This is a genomic window from Streptomyces sparsogenes (assembly GCF_001704635.1).
Classification (GTDB): Bacteria; Actinomycetota; Actinomycetes; order Streptomycetales; family Streptomycetaceae; genus Streptomyces; species Streptomyces sparsogenes.
In genome coordinates, this window is record NZ_MAXF01000030.1 from 35,619 (window position 1) to 53,084 (window position 17,466).

General features: G+C 74.3%; 14 protein-coding genes. 7 read left to right on the top strand and 7 right to left on the bottom strand.

The window, feature by feature from the left end:
• Window positions 1-98: 98 nt before the first annotated feature.
• From BBH68_RS06255 to BBH68_RS06265, 3 genes are read right to left on the bottom strand one after another with little or no spacing between them, the layout of a single operon-like run.
• Window positions 99-848, bottom strand: a complete 750-nt coding sequence (locus BBH68_RS06255; RefSeq protein WP_065959533.1) for a cupin domain-containing protein — start codon at window positions 846-848, stop codon at window positions 99-101.
• Between the two features lie 7 nt (window positions 849-855).
• Window positions 856-1,821, bottom strand: a complete 966-nt coding sequence (locus BBH68_RS06260) for a DUF6807 domain-containing protein (protein ID WP_065959535.1) — start codon at window positions 1,819-1,821, stop codon at window positions 856-858.
• 2 nt (window positions 1,822-1,823) lie between these two features.
• Complete coding sequence (locus BBH68_RS06265) at window positions 1,824-3,020, bottom strand: Gfo/Idh/MocA family protein (protein ID WP_065959538.1); 1,197 nt, start codon at window positions 3,018-3,020, stop codon at window positions 1,824-1,826.
• A 200-nt stretch (window positions 3,021-3,220) separates the two neighbouring features.
• Between BBH68_RS06265 and BBH68_RS06270 the strand changes: the two genes are divergently transcribed.
• The 6 genes from BBH68_RS06270 to BBH68_RS06295 all read left to right on the top strand — a co-directional run bounded on the left by BBH68_RS06270 (window position 3,221) and on the right by BBH68_RS06295 (window position 10,507).
• Window positions 3,221-4,288, top strand: a complete 1,068-nt coding sequence (locus BBH68_RS06270) for a LacI family DNA-binding transcriptional regulator (RefSeq protein WP_065959539.1) — start codon at window positions 3,221-3,223, stop codon at window positions 4,286-4,288.
• 148 nt (window positions 4,289-4,436) lie between these two features.
• The gene (locus BBH68_RS06275) at window positions 4,437-5,366 is read left to right on the top strand and encodes a bifunctional helix-turn-helix transcriptional regulator/GNAT family N-acetyltransferase (RefSeq protein ID WP_065959540.1); all 930 of its coding nucleotides are present in this window, start codon (window positions 4,437-4,439) and stop codon (window positions 5,364-5,366) included.
• 105 nt (window positions 5,367-5,471) lie between these two features.
• Window positions 5,472-6,617: a methyltransferase gene (locus BBH68_RS06280; protein ID WP_065959544.1), complete on the top strand. Its 1,146-nt coding sequence runs from the start codon at window positions 5,472-5,474 to the stop codon at window positions 6,615-6,617.
• Window positions 6,618-6,675: 58 nt separating this feature from the next.
• On the top strand, window positions 6,676-7,473 hold the full coding sequence (locus BBH68_RS06285) for a sugar phosphate isomerase/epimerase family protein (RefSeq protein WP_065959546.1): 798 nt from the start codon (window positions 6,676-6,678) through the stop codon (window positions 7,471-7,473).
• A 363-nt stretch (window positions 7,474-7,836) separates the two neighbouring features.
• Window positions 7,837-8,397, top strand: a complete 561-nt coding sequence (locus tag BBH68_RS06290; protein ID WP_076972128.1) for a hypothetical protein — start codon at window positions 7,837-7,839, stop codon at window positions 8,395-8,397.
• 184 nt (window positions 8,398-8,581) lie between these two features.
• On the top strand, window positions 8,582-10,507 hold the full coding sequence (locus BBH68_RS06295) for a glycoside hydrolase family 3 protein (protein WP_065959550.1): 1,926 nt from the start codon (window positions 8,582-8,584) through the stop codon (window positions 10,505-10,507).
• 26 nt (window positions 10,508-10,533) lie between these two features.
• Here the strand turns inward: BBH68_RS06295 and BBH68_RS06300 are convergent, their stop codons facing one another.
• The 4 genes from BBH68_RS06300 to BBH68_RS06315 form a co-directional block, all read right to left on the bottom strand.
• The gene (locus BBH68_RS06300) at window positions 10,534-11,961 is read right to left on the bottom strand and encodes a lanthionine synthetase C family protein (protein WP_104531233.1); all 1,428 of its coding nucleotides are present in this window, start codon (window positions 11,959-11,961) and stop codon (window positions 10,534-10,536) included.
• Window positions 11,958-15,074: a lantibiotic dehydratase gene (locus BBH68_RS06305; RefSeq protein WP_065959552.1), complete on the bottom strand. Its 3,117-nt coding sequence runs from the start codon at window positions 15,072-15,074 to the stop codon at window positions 11,958-11,960. The genes BBH68_RS06300 and BBH68_RS06305 overlap by 4 nt, the downstream gene beginning before the upstream one ends.
• A gap of 78 nt (window positions 15,075-15,152) precedes the next feature.
• A complete protein-coding gene (lanA, locus tag BBH68_RS06310) occupies window positions 15,153-15,308 on the bottom strand; it encodes an SCO0268 family class II lanthipeptide (RefSeq protein WP_065959587.1) in 156 nt (51 codons plus the stop codon).
• A 128-nt stretch (window positions 15,309-15,436) separates the two neighbouring features.
• On the bottom strand, window positions 15,437-16,867 hold the full coding sequence (locus BBH68_RS06315) for a S28 family serine protease (RefSeq protein WP_065959554.1): 1,431 nt from the start codon (window positions 16,865-16,867) through the stop codon (window positions 15,437-15,439).
• Window positions 16,868-17,013: 146 nt separating this feature from the next.
• Between BBH68_RS06315 and BBH68_RS06320 the strand changes: the two genes are divergently transcribed.
• Window positions 17,014-17,457 (top strand): hypothetical protein, encoded by a 444-nt coding sequence (locus BBH68_RS06320; protein WP_065959555.1) that lies wholly within the window; start codon window positions 17,014-17,016, stop codon window positions 17,455-17,457.
• Window positions 17,458-17,466: the final 9 nt, after the last annotated feature.

The following is a 17,466-nucleotide window of genomic DNA, read 5'->3' on the forward strand; positions in this document are numbered from 1 at the left end:
TCCGAAATGTGGTGGCCGGCGGTTCGGTCACGCGCCTGTTCGCCGTGGTGGGGATGTCGGGGGTGGTCGCGGTGGTGGTGGCGTCGGTAGTGGGGGCGTCATTCGCCGTAGTAGGGCACGGTGACGCCGGGGAGTTCGTACTCCTCGCGGCGGCCGCACATGCCGAAGCCGCCGTGCCGGGTGGGCCCGGCGGCGCGGACGCGGGCCCGGGCCAGATGGGCCGGGTCGCCGGCCGCGAGGGCCGCCAGGTGCTCACCGGTGCGCTCGGCCGCGGCGAGCGCACCGGCCCGCCAGCGCGGCTCCCACGCGGCGACCTTGGGCCCGACCAGCCGCACCGCGGCCTCGTGGAAGGCGCGCAGCGGGCCGTCGTCGCCCCGCTCCAGGGCCGCGCGCAGCTCCAGATAGCCGGTGACCGCCAGGTCCCGGCGGCGCCGCGCGGCGGCCTCGGCCTCGGGCCCCTCCCTGGCGGGCAGGGCGGCGGCCGCGGCGTACGCCTCGGGGTCGGCCAGCACCTGAGCGGGGAAGGTGAACACGGCGTCGCCCGCCTCGGGCAGCCCGCTGTTCTGCATCAGCACGGTCACCTTCAGCCCGCCGCCCTGCACCATGCGGTGCACCGTGCCGGGCGAGAACCACACCACCGCGCCCGGCTCCAGCGGCGTTTCGGCGTAGCCGTCCTCGACGGTCAGGGTCTGCACGGCGCCGCGCCCGCCCGTGACCACGTACGCCTCGGTGCAGGCCAGGTGGAGGTGGGGGCTGCCGCCGCACACGCCGTCGGCGGCCTCCCACTCGTACGCGCTGATGTGGGACAGCCCCACCCCGCCCGGCAGCGGGTCGGTGATGCCGCTCATCGCCCGCTCACCACCCGTGGGACTTGAGGTAGGTCTCGGCGCGGTCCCGGTCCCAGGCGCCGTCCGCGACCACCACGCGGTAGCGGTACGCGAAGCTCTCGCCCGGGGGCAGCGCGAACTCCTCGAAGAACGCCCAGGAGAACGCGACCGAGGGGATGGGCTCGGAGCGCACGAACCAGTGGGAGGCGTGCACCGCGTCGGTGTTCTCCGGGGCGTGGGCGAACAGCAGGGTCGAGTGGCCGTCCACGTCGTCGTGCTCGGCGGTGAAGGCGATCCAGGGCGCCTCGGCGGCCGGGGTGCCCATCAGGTCGGAGGCGCCCGCCTCGCCCCGGCCGCCGCGCCCGCCCGGGCCGAACACGTCGCCGCCGGTGAAGTCGCGGGGGCCGCGCCAGTTCAGCCCCGTGTAGCCGGCCATCTCGCGGCCCGCGGTGGTCGGGGAGCCGAAGCGCAGCTCCTCGCCGCGGATGTTGGTGAGGCGGATGGACCAGTCGAGGGCCCAGGTGCCCTCGGCGGGCTCCACGGAGTGCACCTCGACGGTGCGCAGCTCCCGCGCCCACTCCTGGCAACTGCTGTGTTGTTCGGAGGGATGCGGGACCCAGGTCAGCTTCTCGGTGAAGCGCAGCCGGTCGGCGGTGACCGTGAACTCCTCGAAGCCGTCGTGGCGCATCGAGCCGACCCGCTCCTCGACCCGCTGGTAGCCCTGCTCGAGGCCGAGGTAGCTGTTGCCGCCCCAGAAGTTCTGCCCGGACAGATGGCTCGCGGTCATCTGGAGGCCCTTGTGCCAGCGGTGGTCGTTGGGGCGGTAGCCGGAGACCTGGTTGCCGGCCAGGGTGCGCAGCGGGTGGGTGTAGGGCTTGAGCGACTCGAACGGGTCGGCGTCCGGCTGGTAGACGTAAGCCAGCAGCTCGACTCCGCCGGAGGCGACCGTGACGCGCTCGCCGTGGGTATGGGTGACGGTGATCGGCTCAGTCATTCTCACTGCTCCTTGGCGGACGTGGCGGCGGTGGCAGTAGCGGGGGTGGCGGCGGTGACGGTGGCGGGCGCCCAGTCGGGGTGGCCGCCGTGCATGGCCTCGTAGTACGGGTCGCCGGGCGCTATCTCGCCCGCGTGGACGGGCCGCCCGGTGAAGGCCGACTTGTACAGCGCGGCGATGAACTCGAGGGTGCGGCGGGCGTCCGGCCCGCTGCCCGGGGGGCGTGCGCCGTCCCGCATCGCGTCGAGGAGCACGCTCAGCTGGGCCGCGTGCGAGCTGGGCAGGTCGGCGGCGGGGGTGCGCCAGTGGGCGACGCGGTCGGCGGCCTCGCGGGTGTGCGGGGCGGGGGTGTAGACCCAGTCGTCATTGGTGTGCCCGTACAGATGGGTCAGTTCGACGGTGGCGTCGGCGCAGTCGACGCGGATCCGGCTGACCTCGTCCGGGGACAGCACGCTGTTGACGACGGTGGCCATGGCGCCGTTCGCGAAGCGGACGAGCGCGGTGGAGACGTCCTCGCTCTCCACGTCGTGGACCAGCCGCCCGGCCATGCCCCGGATCTCGGTCCAGTCACCGAGGAGGTGGAGCAGCAGGTCCATCTGGTGGATGCCGTGGCCCATGGAGGGGCCGCCGCCCTCGCTGGCCCAGCGGCCGCGCCAGGGCACCGCGTAGTAGGCGGTGTCGCGGTACCAGGTGGTCTGGCAGTGGGCGACCAGGGGCGCGCCCAGCGCTCCGCCGGTCAGCAGGTCGCGGGCGTGGACGGCGCCCGAGCCGTAGCGGTGCTGGAAGACGACGGACGCGTACGGGCCGCCGTCGGGGTTCTCGGCCGCCGCGATCTCGTCGTACTCGGCGAGCGTGAGGCACAGCGGCTTCTCGCAGAGCACCCAGGCGCCGGCGCGCAGGGCCGCCACGGTCTGGTCCCGGTGGAGGGAGGGCGGGGTGCCGATGAGGACCAGGTCGGGGCGCTCGGCGTCGAGCATGGCCGCCAGGTCGGTGTAGCCGGACACGGTGAATCCGGGGCCCGTCTCGTCCGGCTCGGCGGCCAGGGCGCGGAAGGCCGCCAGGCGCTCCTCGTCCACGTCGACCGCCGCGACCAGCTCCACGCGGTCGGACGACGCGCGCAGCGCGGGCAGATGGCTGCCGGAGACGATGGCACCGGTGCCGACGACTGCGGCACGGAAACGGGTGGGGGCTGCGGCCATGGGCGGGGCTCCTCGCCGACGGAAAGCGCTTGCTGACCAGGACCCTAGACATGGTCCTGATGACCGGACAAGACCTGGGAGAGCACAATCGCATCCGTCTCCCGCACCGTCTCCGGCACCCTCTCCGACCAGTGAGAGCATGGGCGTGGACCGAACGGCGCACGCGGCGCAGCACCAGGTGACCATCCGACGGAGGAAACATGGCAGTGACCCTGGCCGATGTGGCGGCACGGGCACGGGTCTCGGCGGCCACGGTGTCGCGCGTCCTGAGCGGCAACTACCCGGTCGCGGAGTCGACCCGGGCCCGGGTGCTGCGCGCGGTGGACGAGCTGGAGTACGTGGTCAACGGCCCGGCGAGCGCGCTCGCCGCCGCCACCTCCGATCTGGTCGGCGTCCTCGTCAACGACATCGCCGACCCGTTCTTCGGGATCATCGCCGGTGCCGTGCAGTCCGAGATGGGGGCGCCGGCCGCCGGCGCGGAGCCCGGGCGGGGCGGCGAGAAGCTCGCCGTCATCTGCAACACCGGCGGCTCCCCGGAGCGCGAGCTCACCTACCTCACCCTGCTGCAGCGGCAGCGCGCCGCCGCGGTCGTGCTCACCGGCGGCGCGGTCGAACACCCCGACCACATGGCCGCCGTGGCCGCCAAGGCGTCCCGCCTGGCCGCGTCGGGCACCCGTGTCGTGCTGTGCGGCCGGCCCCCGATCGAGGACGCGGTCACCCTCACCTTCGACAACCGCGGCGGCGCCCGGCGGCTGACCGAGCACCTGCTGACCCTCGGCCACCGCCGGATCGGCTATGTGGCGGGCCCCGCGGAGCGCACCACGACCCGCGACCGGCTGGACGGCCACCGCGCGGCCCTGTCCGCGGCGGGCCTCGGGGAGGGGGCGGACCGGCTGACCGTCCACGGGCTGTACGACCGCTCCTCCGGCTACGACGCCACGCTGGAACTGCTGCGCCGCGACGACTCCCTGACGGCGGTCGTGGCCGCCAACGACACCATCGCGCTCGGCGTCTGCGCGGCGCTGCGCGACCAGGGGCTGCGGATCCCCGAGGACGTCTCGGTCGCGGGCTTCGACGACCTGCCGTTCAGCGCGGACGCGGTCCCGGCGCTCACCACGGTCCGGCTGCCCCTCCACGAGGCCGGTGCCCGCGCCGGGCGCCTGGCCCTCGGACGCGAGCCGCAGCCGCCGGGCGGGGTGGCGATGGTGCGGTCCGAGCTGATGGCCCGGGCGTCCACCGCCCCGCCGCGCACCGGGGCCCCGGGGTAAGCGGCTCCGCACCATCGGGCGACGGTGCCAGGTGCGCGGGGGCCGGGGCGCGACGGGATCCGGACGTTCTCCGGGCCGGGGCGCCCCACCTCTTTCGCCATCGCTTGATCTGGAGCAAGTATTGGGTCAAGCGATCTCAGGAGGCCCCATGGCTGACGACCTCGACTCCACCGTGGACGAAGTGCGCGCCTTCAACCGGCTGTACACCCGCCTCATCGGCGTCCTGGACTACCCGGGCCAGCTGCGCACCCCGTACACGCTCAGCGAGGCCCGGATCCTGTACGAACTCGCCCACCGCGAGCGAGCCCACGTGTCCGCGCTGCGCGAGGATCTGGGGCTGACCGCGGCCCATGTGAGCCGCACGCTCACCCGCTTCGAGGAGCAGGGGCTGATCACACGGGAGCGCGACGCCCGGGACGCGCGGTACCAGCAGGTGGCGCTCACCGCCGAGGGCCGGGCCGCGGCGGCCGAGCTGGACCGGAAGTCGCGGGAGTCGGTCGGGCGGCTGCTGGCCAGGCTGGGGCGGCCCGAGCTGCGGCGGCTGCGCGAGGCGCTGGCGACGGCCCGCGGCGTGTTCTCCGGGGAGCCGGACCGGGTGCGGGTGCGCGGCCCGGAGCCCGGCGACCTGGGCTGGATCGTGCAGCGGCACGGCGCCGTGTACGGCCGGGAGTACGGGTTCAACGCCGAGTTCGAGGCCCTGGTGGCGCGGATCGTCGGCGACTTCGGCGTGGCCGGCCCCGCGCACGAGCGGACGTGGATCGCGGAGCTGGGCGGCCGCCCGGTCGGTTCGGTGATGTGCGTACGGGACGAGGCGCCGGAGACGGCCCGGCTGCGGCTGCTGCTGGTCGAGCCGGAGGCCCGGGGACTGGGGATCGGCGACCGGCTGGTGCGGGCGTGCGTGGACTTCGCACGCGAGGCGGGCTACCGGCAGCTGGTGCTGTGGACCAACGACATCCTGGCCGCCGCCCGCCGTATCTACCAGCGGGCGGGGTTCGAGCTGGTCGCCGAGAAGCGGCACCACAGCTACGGGGTGGATCTGGTCGGCCAGGACTGGCGGCTCACCCTCCGGGAAACATGACGTCGCCGGGGTGGGGCGTCATCCGGCCGAAAACCGCTCGCGCCGAGGGCCTTGAGAGGGTAGTGATCGACAGCCGGAACCGACACAGAGCACGAGGTACCCCTCCTGAGTACGCATCAGGTCATCGCCTGGACCGAAGCCGGGCGGGAGCACGAGGCCCGCTGGCGCTCCGAGAGCGGGGCGCCCGCGCCCCGGCGGGTGGCCACCGCCGACGACCGCATGAGCGCCGACGCCGCCTACCGCCTCGCGTGCGAGGGCACCGCGCTGCTGTGGCGCGGCGACTACCAGGGCGCCCGCCAGCTGCTGGGCGCGATGGCCCGCCGCGCCGACCGGGGCCCGCGCCGGCCGCGCGGGCGGCGCCCGCCCGCCGCCTCCCCCGCCGAGGCCTTCCACCAGCACCGCCAGGCCCAGAACCGGCGCGCCCGGGTGCTGGGCATGCTGCTCGTCCCGCTGGACGCCGACTACCGCGTGCCGCTGCGCCGCGCGCCCGACGTACGGCAGGCCTGCGAGGAGGCGTACGGGCCGGCCGAGGGGCCCTCGGTGACCTCCCTGCGGGAGCTGCTCGGCCTGATCGGCGCGCACGAGTGGCGCAGGAAGGGCGTCGCGGTACCGGCCCTGGGCGGCGACCGGATCCATCCGCACTACGGCGTCTTCTCGCCGGTGCGCGGCGAGTACGTCGACCTGGTCGCCCGGGCGCCGCTGCCCGACGACCGGGGCACGGCGTACGACATCGGCACCGGGACCGGCGTGCTGGCGGCCGTGCTCGCCCGCCGGGGCGTGGGGCGCGTCATGGCCACGGACCAGGACCCGCGCGCGCTGGCGTGCGCGCGGGAGAACGTGGCCCGGCTGGGCCTGGCCGGGCGGGTGGAGGTCGTCGAGGCGGACCTCTTCCCGCCGGGCCGCGCCCCGCTGGTGGTCTGCAACCCGCCCTGGGTGCCCGCCCGCCCCACCTCGCCGGTGGAGTACGCGGTGTACGACCCGGGCGGCCGGATGCTGCGCGGCTTCCTCGACGGCCTGGCCGGCCATCTCGCCCCGGGCGGCGAGGGCTGGCTGATCCTCTCCGACCTCGCCGAACACCTCGGGCTGCGGCCGCGCGAGGAGTTGCTCGGCGCGTTCGACGCGGCGGGTCTGCGGGTGGTGGACCGGCTGGACACCCGGCCCGTCCACCCGCGCGCCACCGATCCGGACGACCCGCTGCACACGGCCCGCGCGGCCGAGGTGACCTCGCTGTGGCGGCTGGCCGCCGGGTAACGTCCACGTGGCAAGGTGGAATGACTCGTCCCTGCCCCGACGGACTCACGGAGCACGCATGCAGCTCGCCTTCTCGACCCTCGGCGTTCCCGGCCTGCCGATCCCTGACGTGGTGCGGCTCGCCGCCGAGACCGGCTACCACGGCGTCGAGCTGCGGGCGCACCAGGAGGAACCGGTGCACCCGGGGATCGGCGCCGACGAACGGGCCCGGGTGGTGGCCGAGTTCAAGGCCGCCGGGGTGGAGGTGCTGACGGTCGCCGGATACGTACGGTCCGCCGCCGCCGGGCCGGACGAGCCCGCGCTGCACGACCTGCGGGAACTGCTGCGGCTCGCCCATGACCTGGGGGCGGCCAACGTCCGGGTGTTCCCCGGCGGCGGGGACCTCGCCGCCGCCGAGGCCGACGCGATCGCCGCCCGCCGGCTGGGGGCCGCCGCGCCGTACGCCACCGACCTGGGCGTACGGCTGCTCCTGGAGACCCATGACTCGCACCGCACCGGGGCCGATGTGGCCCGGGTCGTCGGGCCGGTCGGCCACATCGGCGTGGGCGCCATCTGGGATGTGATGCACCCGTGGCTGGGCGGCGAGGACCCGTCCGCCACCTATGCCGCGCTCGCCCCGTACCTGGGCTATGTGCAGGTCAAGGACATCGCCTCGGCCGAGGACACCACCCCGCTGCCGCTGGGCGAGGGCGTGCTGCCGCTGGCCGAGTGCGTGGAGCTGCTCAGCCGCGAGGGCTGGGACGGCTGGCTGTGCTGGGAGTACGAGAAGCGGTGGTACCCGCGGGCGGCGGAACTCCCGGGGCTGCTCGCCCCGGGCCGGGACCATCTGCTGCGGCTGCTCTCCGAGGCCGCCTGACGGAGAGGGAGGTCAGGGCCGCGCCGGCCGGCGCGGCGGGCCGATGCCCCGTCCGGGCCGCGCCCGGACGGCGGACGGCGCACCCGCCACTCGGCGCAACCCCGGCGTGCCCACCGCCGCGCGCGCCGCCACCGGTGCCACGATGGCCGCATGCGCCCTGCCACTCACCGCTTCGGTACGGCCGCGCCCCTGGCGGAATCTCCCCGGGGCGCGGGCCGTCCAAGGGGGTGTCTTGTGGATCAGGCTGGATCAGCGAGCGGCGTCTGGTGCGTCCAGCCGCAAGGCGGAGGAGGAGAGCGCAGCGGCGCTGCGTGCGACGACGACAACGCAGTGGATGGGCGTGCCAGGCGTCGGGAGCCCAGCATGGTCCACAAGACACCCCCTGGCGGCGTGGTGCCGGTGGGGCTCCGCAGGGCGGTGTCGGTCTCGCTGCTGGCCGCGTCGCTGGTCACCCTCTCCGCTGCCTGCGGCCGGCAGCATCCCGCCGCCGGCGCGTCGCCCTCCCACCGCGCCGACGGCGGGGTCCCCAGCTCCCCGGCCGGCACCCCGTACCGTCAGGCCCGTGTGGACGACAGGCTCGTGTTCTTCACGAGCGGGACGGGCGCGGTCCGCCAGGTGCGGGCGGTGCTGCGCGGGCCGGACGAGCTGAGCGCCTTCGCCCGGCTGTTCCGCGGGCAGGCACCGGAGATCATGGCCAGGGCCGAGGACACCGACTTCACCCGGAGCGCCCTGGTGGGCTGGTCCACGACCACCGGCTGCGCGAAGTGGCCGTCCGCGAGCCTCCACCGCACCGATGACACGCTGAGCCTGGTGGCGGGCCCGCATCCGAAGGCGCCGCCGGAGTGCTTCGCGCCCTTCCATGTGATCTCCGTCTTCGAGGTGTCCAAGGAGCGGCTGCCCGAGCGGCCGCGGTTCGCCGACTGACCGTCCCCCGTCACGACACGGCACCTGACGGACATCATCCGAGCGGACCCGTACGCCGGTTGACCGATGCGGCCTCCCTTGTTGACCGTGAGGCATACGAATTGACCTGGCATCGGTTTTTCCCTACCGTCCGCATATTCCTTTCACACGGCAGCCACCCCCTCTCCAACCGGAAGGAGCGCGGGTGCACGACCCTGCATTCCCTCAGACGGCCTCCCGCCGCGCCCTGCTGGCCGCCGCCCTGGCGGCCACGGCCACCGCCTGCACCTCGCAGCGGCCGCCCGCCACCGCCGGGGAGGTCGCGCCGACCCGCCGCGCCGCCGCCCCGGCCCCCGCGCGCGGCGGCTCCGACCTGCGCGCCCGCGACCGGCGGCGGATCGAGGCGCTCCTGGGCGGGATGACGCTCGACGAGAAGATCGGGCAGCTCTTCGTGGCCCGCGTCTACGGCCATTCGGCCACCGCCCCCGACCCCGCGGACGCCGCGCGCAACCGCGCGGAGACCGGCGTCGCCACCGCCGCCGAGCTGATCGCGAAGTACCACGTGGGCGGCATCATGTACGCGGGGTGGGCGAACAACATCCGCGATCCGCACCAGGTCGCCGCGCTCTCCAACGGCATCCAGAAGGCCGCCCTCGCGGGCGACACACCCGTCCCCGTGCTGCTGTCCACGGACCAGGAGCACGGCATCGTCGCGCGGATCGGCGCGCCCGCCACCCCGCTGCCGGGCGCGATGGCGCTCGGCGCCGGCGGCAGCGCGGCGGACGCCCGCGACGCCGCCCGGATCGCCGGGGCCGAGCTGGCCGCGCTCGGCATCCGGCAGAACTACGCGCCCGTCGCGGACGTCAACGTCAACCCGGCCAACCCGGTCATCGGCGTACGCTCCTTCGGCGCCGACCCGGACGCCGTGGCCCATCTGGTCACGGCGCAGATCGGGGGCTACCAGAGCGCCGGGGTCGCGGCCACCGTCAAGCACTTCCCCGGGCACGGCGACACGGACGTGGACAGCCATGTCGGCCTCCCCGTCATCACCCACTCCCGCGCGGAGTGGAAGCGGCTGGACGCGCCGCCGTTCCGGGCCGCCATCTCGGCCGGGGTCGACGCGATCATGACCGCGCATCTGCTGTTCCCCGCGCTCGACCCCGTCGACGACCCCGCCACGCTCTCCCGCGCCATCATCACCGGGGTGCTGCGCCATGAGCTCGGCTTCGACGGGGTGGTGGTGACGGACTCGCTCGGCATGGCGGGGGTGCGGAAGAAGTACGGCGACGACCGGGTGCCGGTGCTGGCCCTCAAGGCGGGCGCGGACCAGCTGCTGAACCCGCCCGACCTGCCGACCGCCCGGGACGGTGTCCGCCGGGCCGTACGGGACGGCGAGCTGACCGAGGCCCGCCTCGACCAGTCCGTCCGGCGCGTCCTGGAACTCAAGGCGCGTCGGGGGCTGTTGGACGACCCGTACACGAGCGACCGCGCCGTGAACCGCGCGGTCGGCGCGCGCGAGCACCGCGAGACCGCGGACCGGATCGCCGAGCGCACCACCACCCTGCTCGTCAACGACGGCCACCTGCTGCCGCTGTCCCCCCACAGCCACCGCGAGCTGCTGGTCGTGGGCCCGGACCCGGCCGCCCCGTCCGGCACCGGCGGCCCGCCGACGGCCGTCCTCGCCCGCGCCCTGACCGCCCTGGGCTTCACCGCGGAGGCCCTGTCCACGGGCGCCGGCTTCGGCGCCGAGACCGCGCCCGACCCGACGCCGGAGCGGATCGCGGCGGCGGTGGCGGCGGCCCGGGGGCAGGACGCGGTGATCGTGGCGACGTACAACGTCGGCCGGGACTCCCGCCAGCGCACCCTGGTCTCCGCGCTCGCCGCCACGGGCGTGCCGCTGGTCCATGTGGCCCTCCGCAACCCGTACGACATCGCGCGGCTGACCGGCCCCTCCGGCAAGGCCCCCGCGGCCTCGCTGGCCACCTACTCGTGGACCGACGTCGAGCTGCGGGCCGCCGCGCGGGTCATCGCGGGGCGGGCCGACCCGCGCGGCAGGCTGCCCGTCCCGGTGCGCCGCGCGGACGCGCCGCGCCGGGTGCTGTACCCGATGGGCCACGGCTTGTCGTACTGAGCCCGGCCACCGGGGCCCGGTGCGGGTCAGGACAGCAGCAAGGGCATGTCCCAGCCGGACGGGGTGGCTCCCGTCGCGTAGGAGTCGAGGGCCAGGGCGACGCCCGCGGCACCGTCCAGGTAGCCCGAGACGTCGGAGCCGTAGCGCACCGCCGTCATGGTGAAGCGGTGGCCGAACGGCAGGTCCGGGTCGAAGGCGCTGGTCAGCTCGGTGGCCAGCCGGTCCCGGAGCGCCTCGATCCGCGGGTCCCCGAAGTGTTCGTTGAGGCGGCCGAGTTGGTGCAGGGCGCCTGCCCAGCCGTGGCACAGGGCGTGGTCGTGGATGCCCCAGTCGGGCAGGGGCAGGGTCAGCAGCCGCTCCACCGAGGCCCGCGACAGGTCCGTCCAGTCCTGGCGGCCCAGTGCCAGTCCGGCCAGTTGGAGGGCGCGCGAGACGCCGGGGGCGCCGTAGCACCACGACGGCCATCCGGCGGGTTCGCCGTACTCCTCCGGGCCGGCCAGCCACTGGGCGAGGGTGAGGTGAGGGGGCCAGAAGACGCCGTGCCCGTCCTTGACCGACCACCGGAGCAGCAGGTCCGCCATGGACTCGATGGCCTCCCGCTGATCCGGGAGCCTCACGCCCTGCCGCCAGGCGAGCGACATCAGCGCGAGGGGGCCCGCGACACCGTGGGAGATGCCGAGGTTGAGGTGGCCGCCGGGAAACGCGGCCTCCGAGCCGATGCGTGGCGCGTCCAGGGCCCACCACCGGGGCACGCGGTGCCCACGGTGCCCGACGGTCCCGCGCGCCAGGCGTATCAGGTGGCCGAGGACGCTTTCGAGCGCCTCACCGCAGCTCTCGACGCGGGCGAGCAGGTAGCGGCCGACTCCGGTGAGACCGCGGACCACCTCGTAGTGGCCGATGGTGGCAAGGGGGGCGTCGTCCACGGCGGGTGGCAGTACGGTGCGCACCAGGTCGCGCTGGTAGGCGTCGAGACGCTGGAGCGCGGTGAGGTAGCCGCCGGTGGCGCGGTGGGCGATCAGCACCGCGAAGGCCAGTGCTCCCGGCCCCTTGAAGATGCCGCTGGGCGCGACGGTCCCGGAGGCCACCGCCCGGGTCGCCACGCCGAGATAGGCGTGCGCCCGGGGCACCTGCTCGGCCGCCCGGTGGTTGACCCCGCTGAACGCGATGGACAGGCCGGGGCTTCCGCTGCCGAGGGTCAGTTCGGCCCAGACGCCCTCCGGGACACCGTCGTCGGCGGCCTCGGCGGGGATGCGGGTGGCGGCCATGGTGGCGGCGGGGTCGGCCAGCCGGTCGAGGATCTGGGCGGAGACGGCCAGCGCGCGTTCCCGCACGGCGCCGGGTTCCCGTACGGCGTCCCGTTCAGGCACGGCGCCACGTTCAGGCACGGTGCGCCGTTCAGGCACGGCGCCGGGTGCGCGGGCGGTGGCCGGCGTGCCGGGGGCTGTGCCGCTCATCCGGCCCTCCCGGGGGTGGGCTCGAAGGGGGCGGGGCGGGTCGCGTGCGCCCTCCGTCCGAGGTGGGCGCGGGCCACGCCGCGCAGTACGGCGTATCCGCGGGCCTCCGCCGCCCGGCCGATGCCGAAGAGGCGGTTGTGCCGCATGTGGAGCAGGGAGAGCACCGCCTCGTCGCGGTCCTCGGGCGGCGTGGCCAGGATCAGGCGCCCGTAGGCGCCCGGCTCCGGTGTCTCGGTCCACAGTCGCGCCAGCTCCGGGGACGACAGCTCCCTGGCGGCCAGGCGGGCGGTCTCGCCCCTCTCGCCGGGGCGGATCAGGCGGTGGGCCGGTGTCCGATGCCGTTGGTAGGCCTCGTGTTCCGGTCCTTTGAGGAACATCCGGTCCACCCAGACGCACCAGTCCCAGTCCCCCAGGGAGTCCAGCAGGACGGCGTGTCCCAGGGCGGCCAGCACGTCGTCGGGCAGCGCTGACGCCCCCGCCCCGCGCGCACGCAACTGGAGCAGCGCGGAGAGGCTGTCGGTCCGGAAGAAGCGCTCGGCCGCCTCCTGGAGCAAGTCGCCGCCGTAGCGGTCGGTCTCGGGCCGGTACACATCCAGGGCCATCGTGCGCAGGGCGCCGGAACCGACCGCGTCGCGGATGTGGCGGCTGAGGGCGGGCAGGACACGGCCGTTCAACGCGCCCGGGTCTCCGTGGAAACGCACCCGCAGATGCGGCTCGGGATCCCGGTAGCGCAGGAAGAACCACCGGTCGACGTCCTGCTCGATGTCGGACAGCCAGCCCGGCAGGTGTTCGGTCAACAGGGCGTCGTGGGCGGCCGGTTCGGCGTAGAGCTTGACGAACAGCCAGTCCTCGCCGGGGAGGTGGATCCGGGTCGGTGAGCGCCGGAGCGGCGCGGAGGTGCGGGGGGCCTCGGAGGCGCGCACCAGGGGCACCACGATCTCCGTGCTGTGCCCCGCGTTCCAGCCCAGGTGGGCGCCGTCGGCGGTGATGTCCTCGTAGAGGACGAAGCGGGGCTGCGCCGCGCTCAGTTCGGAGCGCAGCAGGTCCTGGTCCCAGGGGTCGCGCAGGTCGATGGGGTACATCTGATCGTTCCTGGCGATCTGCACGCGGTCGGGCACCACGAGGCGCCGCCGCCACTCGCGCAGCCCCTGCTGCCACGCGGATCGGTCCCGCGCGCGGGCGGCGTCGCGAAGCCGCCGGCCCGGCAGCCAGCGGCGCGGGGCCAGCAGGACCCGGCCGTAGCGCACCCGGGGCAGGTAGGGAAGGACGTCCAGGCCGGCCCAGTCCCAGCCGGACCACACGCGGGGGCGGGCCGCGGCCAGGTCCGACAGGAAGCGGGCCACCGGGGGCGCCTGGGCGTCGAGCGCCAGCATGTGCGGGAACACCGGCACGACCTGGCGGCCGGTGGGTTCGTGCAGCAGTCTCAGTCCGTCCGCGCCGGCCGCCACCAGCAGCGTGCGCCAGTCCAGGCAGTGGGGGTCGCCGCGGTCGTCGGCGACGCCGATGGGGATGCGGTACGGCAGCAGGCGCGGCACCTGGACGATGTTGAGGGAGCGGGGGTCGCGGGGCGCGACGTCCACCTGCGCCAACAGGCTGTCCGGCCCGGCGGGGTGCGAGACGAGCCGGGCGAGTTCCCCGGTGAGGCCGGTGGTGGCGGCGAACCGGCCCGCGGTGGCGCCGGCCGTCCAGGAGCCGATGTGCGGGCTGCCGAGGAGCTGGAAGTCTCCGCGGTCCAGGGCGTCCAGGCTGTCCGCGAGGATCTGGAAGCACAGTTCGAGGGTGCACGGCGGCCTGGCGTCGGGGTCGTGTCCCACGGCGGTGGCCAGCCGCTCCACGTCCTCGTCGGTCAGCTCGATGTCGGTTCCGGCGAGGACGGCCTGCTGGACGAGTTCCGCGATCACACCACGGCGCGGGCGGTCGGCGTCGTCGCCCGGTCCCGTGCGCGGATGGACGGGCGGCTCCGCGTACTCGGGCGGCAGCCCGAGACCGCGGTGCGGGTCGACGAGATCGCCGAGGGGCACGGCCGACGCGGTTCCGTACCGCTCGATGAAGCGGTCCCGGTAGTCCCGCATGTACTCGAGCGTCGTCCACTCGGGCGTCATCGCCCAGATCGCGGCGGCGTAGCGGCGTACTTCCTCACCGACGGTGTGCGGGACGACGAAGTCGGCGGGCATCCGCAGGTCGACGTGGACCGGTGGCCGCTCGTGCCCCTCACCGCTCTCCCCGGGGGCGTCGAGCCGGCGGACCCGGTCGACAAGCACCTGCCAGGAGGCGAGTCCCCCGCCGGGAGGGTCCTGTTCATGGGCGGCGGCCGCCGAGCGGATCGAGCGCAGTCCCGCGGCCGCGTCGGGAAGGGTGTCCTGGAGGGCGGCCTCTATCCGGTCGAGGAACTCGTCGTCGATGCGGTGCGGGGTCAGCGAGGTGAGCAGGAGGCCGTGCTGGACGAGACCGCCGAGCTGGGCGTCGAGGCGCTCCGTGGCGAGTGCGGGGAAGCGGCGGGACAGCTCGTCGATCAGGGCGGCGTAGGGGATCGGGGTGGCGGTGAGTTCGCGCACGGCGGCGACCAGCGCGTTGTCGCGGACGGAGGTCTGCCGCTCGCCGGTGCGCAGGGTCAGCCGGCCGTCCCGGAGGACACACAGGTCGTTGAGGACGACATCCACCCGGCGGCGCACCCGGGGGTCGGCCAGCCAGGCCGTCACGCGGCGGTGCAGCCAGGCACCGTCGAGACGGACCGACACCTCGCCAGGGCCCTCGATGCCCGCCTTGGCGGCGGTGCCGAAGCGGGCCCTGCCCACTCCCGCGAAGAGCCCGAAGGGGGTGGGGCGGCCACCGGACCGCCGCGCGTAGCGGGTGAGGGTCCGTGCGGCGCTCAGGGTGCGCTTGCGGCCGTGAGCCGCAGCCCCCTCGTCGTCGCCCAGGCGCCGAAGGCTGAGGGCCAGACTGCCGCTGGCGACGTGGACGGCCTGCTGGAGCAGGGGGTCGGCGGCCAGGCCGCGGATGCCGGGCACCGGGTCATCGGCGTCGATCACGGCCTCGGCGCGGCCCCGGGGCCTGCTCGCGATCCGCACCAGCACCGGTTCACGTACCTCGAAGAGTTCGGGCTCCGGTCGCACGTTCCTGTCTCCTCGCCTCGCCTGGATACGGAACAGCGGGGCAGGCACCGCCTGCCCCGCTCGATCGTCCGGCCCCTGCTAGCAGCAGATGGGACAGCGGGTACCGATCGCGTAGCTGCTCGGCGAGGTGTACGTGCCCTGCCCGAACTGCTCCGTCCCCTCCGCGAGGTCGGAGACGCGCAGGTCGAGGTCGAGGTCGAGGTCGTCGTCCTGAAGATCAATCTTCGTGTGCATGCTTCTCCCTGGTAAGTCAAAGTGCACGGACTGAAACTCGCCGAAGCACTTGTTCTCCTCGGCAGCCACTACTGTCACCCCCTCATCACCAGCCAGGGAGCCGAATTTCAGCCATGATCTGCGGTGGTTCACGGCCGCAGGGCGGGCTCACGCTCGACGTCCCGCCGGTCCAGCCGCGCGTCGTACGGGGCGAGCGGGCGCGCCGCGGGCTCCACGCCCGCCCAGCGCTGCACCGCGGCCGTGGCCTTCGCCTTCTCATCCGCCGCAAGTTGGCCGATATTCGACCCGTGATTTCCGCCCGCGACGGTGTAGACGTAAGCATCCTGCGCGCCCTTGCCGAGCCGGAACGGCTCCGCGCCCCACGGGTCGTTCTGCCCGTACACGAACAGCATCCGCCGCGCGTCGTGCCGCACCCAGCTGTCGATGTCCCGCATCGCCGCCGGCCGGAACCGCATCGGGATGTCGCGGGGCACATAGCTGCGCGGCACGTACGTGCCCGGGTAGCGCAGCAGCCCGTCCAGGTGCGGGGTGTCGAACTCGGGCGCGCCCAGCTCGGTGCCCGCCTGGTAGTAGTACGGCGTGTAGGGCTCGAGGCCCTGGTCGGTGTAGGCGGAGAAGCCCGAGATGTCGTCGATGAAGGTGTACAGCTCGTCGGTGGAGGCGGTCGGCGCGGGCACATCGGCGCACTCGGTCACCAGGTGGTACTGCCAGAACGCCCACACCAGGTCGTGGACGACGTTCTCGTACGCCTTGTCCGCGCTGCCGATGACCTCGAAGGTCTGGCCCTCCTCCTGAGCCCACTTCTGGTAGCGGGCCACGATCTCCTCACGCCGCACCAGCGCCTCGCGCTGCACCGCGTTCAGCCGGGAGCGGCACTCGGGCGTGCCGACGGACGCGAAGAAGCGGCTGTACGCCGAGTCCTCCTTGTCCACCACGTCGTTGGGCGCCACATACGCGACGGTGCCGTCCATGTCGTGCGGGTAGAAGCGGCGGTAGTAGGTGGCCGTCATGCCGCCCTTGCTGCCGCCGGTGGCCAGCCACCGCTTGCCGTAGATCCCCTTCAGGGCCCGGAAGAGGCGGTGCTGGTCGCTGGCCGCCTGCCAGATGTCCAGCTTGGACCAGTCGGCGGGGTTCGGCCGGGACGGGGTGAAGAAGCGGTACTCCAGCGAGACCTGGTTGCCGTCCACGAGCTGGGTCGGCTCGCTGCGCCGCGGGCTGGTGTTGACGTCGTAGCCGGAGGTGAAGAACACCGTCGGCCGGTCGGTGGACCGGTGCAGCAGGGTGAACCGCTGCTCGAACGTCCCCTTGGACGGGTGCCGGTGGTCGACCGGCTGGGTGTAGGTCAGCACGAGGAAGCGGTAGCCCGCGTAGGGCTTCTCCTCCACGAACCTCATCCCGGGTATCGCGAGTATTCGGTCCTTGATGTCCGGCTCGGCGGTGGCCCGCTCGCCGGTGGTCCGCTCGCCGGCGGCCGGTGCCGCGGACGCGCCGCCGGCGCCCGCGCCGACCGCCCCCACCAGCATCACGAGCGCCACCAGCCATCTGAGCGCCTTGCCCATGCGTCCTCCCCATGAGTTCCCACAGATCGCCGAGAACCTATCGGGGCACAGGTGAGGCCGCCAGACCCGCCAACTGGGGCCCGAGTACGGAGAGTTATGGGCTCCGCCCTCTTTTGTAGCGGGCTGTGATGGCTCATGCTGCCTACATGGACCGAGACGAACGGCACGACCGGAGCGAACGGGCCGAGCGGCTGACGCAGTATCTGACCGAATTGCAGGAACGAATCGATCCGCGCTCGCTGGAGCTGCTGATGCGGCTGCTGCGCGAGCTGAGCACCTCACCGGCCGTCCGCGGGGGGACGTACGAACTCGGCATGGGGCCGGAGGAGAAGGAGCTGTTCACCCCCGCTCTGCAGGCGGAACTGCTGGTGTTGTTCGGCCTGCTCACCTCCCAGGACGAGCGGGTGGTCGTCGACCTCGGCGACAGCCCGCACGCCAAGGGCATGAAGGTCCTGGTCCCCCAGGACCGGGCGGACGACCCCGACTTCCTGCTCCGCCACAAGCAGCGGGTCGCGGCCGAGGCGGAGCAGCGGGAGCGGGACCGGCGCGAGGTGGAGGGGATAGCCAGGGCCAGCGGCATGGAACCATGATGTAACGGT

Coding starts and splice junctions, on each gene's coding strand:
- BBH68_RS06315 (WP_065959554.1), bottom strand. CDS start 16,867: ATGGGCAAGGCGCTCAGATGGCTGGTGGCGCTCGTGATGCTGGTGGGG.
- BBH68_RS06260 (WP_065959535.1), bottom strand. CDS start 1,821: ATGACTGAGCCGATCACCGTCACCCATACCCACGGCGAGCGCGTCACG.
- BBH68_RS06275 (WP_065959540.1), top strand. CDS start 4,437: ATGGCTGACGACCTCGACTCCACCGTGGACGAAGTGCGCGCCTTCAAC.
- BBH68_RS06320 (WP_065959555.1), top strand. CDS start 17,014: ATGGACCGAGACGAACGGCACGACCGGAGCGAACGGGCCGAGCGGCTG.
- BBH68_RS06265 (WP_065959538.1), bottom strand. CDS start 3,020: ATGGCCGCAGCCCCCACCCGTTTCCGTGCCGCAGTCGTCGGCACCGGT.
- BBH68_RS06300 (WP_104531233.1), bottom strand. CDS start 11,961: ATGAGCGGCACAGCCCCCGGCACGCCGGCCACCGCCCGCGCACCCGGC.
- BBH68_RS06255 (WP_065959533.1), bottom strand. CDS start 848: ATGAGCGGCATCACCGACCCGCTGCCGGGCGGGGTGGGGCTGTCCCAC.
- BBH68_RS06285 (WP_065959546.1), top strand. CDS start 6,676: ATGCAGCTCGCCTTCTCGACCCTCGGCGTTCCCGGCCTGCCGATCCCT.
- BBH68_RS06290 (WP_076972128.1), top strand. CDS start 7,837: ATGGTCCACAAGACACCCCCTGGCGGCGTGGTGCCGGTGGGGCTCCGC.
- lanA (WP_065959587.1), bottom strand. CDS start 15,308: ATGCACACGAAGATTGATCTTCAGGACGACGACCTCGACCTCGACCTC.
- BBH68_RS06270 (WP_065959539.1), top strand. CDS start 3,221: ATGGCAGTGACCCTGGCCGATGTGGCGGCACGGGCACGGGTCTCGGCG.